General features: G+C 68.4%; 2 protein-coding genes. Both read left to right on the forward strand.

What is annotated here, in order from left to right; genetic code table 11:
- The first annotated feature begins 162 nt into the window (after window positions 1-162).
- Window positions 163-1,479 carry an MFS transporter gene (locus tag AC3XYG_RS17785; protein WP_489141186.1) on the forward strand — a complete coding sequence of 439 codons (1,317 nt, stop codon included), beginning with the start codon at window positions 163-165 and terminating at the stop codon, window positions 1,477-1,479.
- A gap of 192 nt (window positions 1,480-1,671) precedes the next feature.
- A partial coding sequence (locus tag AC3XYG_RS17790; protein ID WP_489141187.1) for a helix-turn-helix transcriptional regulator occupies window positions 1,672-2,348 on the forward strand: 677 nt, incomplete at its 3' end.

A 2,348-nucleotide genomic window follows, 5' to 3' on the forward strand; every position in this document is an offset into this window, starting at 1 on the left:
CTTGCCATCGTCCATCGCACACCTCTGACGTCCTGCGTCCATATCTGATGAGACGAAGTCGTTACCTGGTCATTTCCGAAGAGGCGGAAGCGGCTACGGCTGAAATCGGTTCCGACACATGAGCCATGCCCGATGCGCGCAAGACGGGCGCGACATCAAGGGATGAACTGGGCCAAAGCGGCGGGCGACGGCGGAGGGGGCGCCGCCACGCCGCGGCCATGGCTCAAGGGGCTCGACATGCAGGGATGGACCGCCCAGCAGCGCAGCGTCGTCATTGCCAGCTTTCTCGGCTGGACTCTCGACGCCTTCGATTTCTTCCTTCTGATCTTCATCCTCACCGACATCACCCAGGAATTCGGCACCAGCCCCGAGACCACCTCCTGGCTGGTCACGGGCACGCTGGTGATGCGGCCGATCGGTGCCTTCCTGTTCGGCCGCGCCGCCGATCGCTTCGGCCGCCGGCCGACGCTGATGGTCGATGTGCTGCTGTATTCCGTGCTGGAATTCGCCTCGGGCTTCTCCCCCACCTTCACCGTGCTCCTGGTCCTGCGCATGCTGTACGGCATCGCCATGGGCGGCGAATGGGGCGTCGGCGCCTCGCTGACCATGGAAACGGTGCCGGTGCGGTCGCGCGGCTTCGTCTCCGGCCTGCTGCAGGCGGGGTATCCGACCGGCTACCTGCTGGCATCGGTGGTGTACGGCCTGTTCTACGATTCGATCGGCTGGCGCGGCATGTTCATGATCGGCGTGCTGCCCGCCCTGCTGGTGCTGTACATCCGCCGCAGCGTGCCGGAATCGCCCTCCTGGACCGAGAGCCGGACCACGGCGGCACCGATCACGCTGCTGGACACCATCCGGCGGCACTGGCGGCTGGGCCTCTATGCCATCGTGCTGATGACCGCCTTCAACTTCTTCAGCCACGGCACCCAGGACAGCTATCCGACCTTCCTCAAAGTCCAGCACGGCATGACCCCGCACGAGGTCAGCCTGATCGCCATCGTCTACAACATCGGCGCCATCATCGGCGGCCTGGCCGCCGGCGTGCTGTCGGAACGCTTCGGCCGGCGCCGGGTGATCGTCATCGCCGCGCTGCTGGCGCTGCCGGCCCTGCCGCTGTGGGCCTTCTCCACCGGCGCAGTGACACTGGCGGCCGGCGCCTTCCTCATGCAGGTCGCAGTGCAGGGCGCCTGGGGCGTGATCCCGGCGCATCTGAACGAGCTGTCGCCGGAGGAGGCGCGCGGCACCTTCCCTGGCTTCGTCTACCAGACCGGCAACCTGCTGGCGGCGATCAACCTCACCCTGCAGACCCATATCGCCGTCGGCCACGGCAACGATTACGGGCTGGCGATGGCGCTGGTGACCGGCGTGGTGGCGGTGGTCATCGCCGTGCTGATCGCCTTCGGGCCCGAGCGACGCGGCGTGGCCTTCGGTGCCGCGCGGCTGAAGGCCGAGACCGAGGCCGCCCCGGCGGAAGTGTGATCTCCCCCTGAATCTGAGGGGGAAGCGCGGCACCGCTGACCCTGGCATCATCCTGACCGGCACTTTGGAGACACATTCGCACTCCAGGATTGTTACAGCCGTTGCCGCCGACTCGGCGGCGGCGTGCTATATCACTCCGTCGGCGGGGCCGGTCGCCCCGTCAGGGCCAATCCGTCGTCAGGATGGTGCGCCGTGCCGGAAGAGCGAGAGTTCCTGGGCCTGATCGGGCAGATCTACGACGCCGCCGTCGGCGACCAGGATTGGGTCCTGGTGCTGGACGGCCTGGCGGAGATGCTCGGCGGGGCTGCGGCGGTGCTGCAGCGACCCTTCGACCCGGGGCTGCCGGTGGAGACGCTGGTCAGCGGCATCGACCTCGCTTATGTCGCCCTGTACGGCGCCTACTACCATGGGATGGCGCCGCTGCGGCCTTGGCTGCGGCGGCTGCCGGGCGGGTCCGTCTTCATCGACCGCATGCTGGTGCCGGACGAGGATTTTGTCCGGACGGAATTCTACACCGACTTCCTGGCGCCGCAGGACCAGCATGCCAGCCTGGCCTGGATCGATCACAAGTACCACCCGAAGGCCGGGTCGCTGCCCGCGATGATCTCGGTCTGGCGGCCGCGGCGGGCGCCGCAATGGGAGCCGCCGCAGCTGCGCCTGCTGAACCGCCTCGGCCCCCATCTCGGGCAGGCGCTGGAGATTGAGCGGCGCCTGGACGTCAACACCGCGCGGCGCACGGCCATCGGCCTGCTGCAGACCAAGACCGACCTGACCTGGCGCGAGCGCGACTGCCTGGCCCTGATCGCCCGCGGTGCCTCCAGCAGCGACATCGCCCGCCAGCTCGCGCTGCCGGCCCAGGCGGTCAACGA

The sequence above is a fragment of the Inquilinus sp. genome, from assembly GCF_057815775.1.

Coding starts and splice junctions, on each gene's coding strand:
- AC3XYG_RS17785 (WP_489141186.1), top strand. CDS start 163: ATGAACTGGGCCAAAGCGGCGGGCGACGGCGGAGGGGGCGCCGCCACG.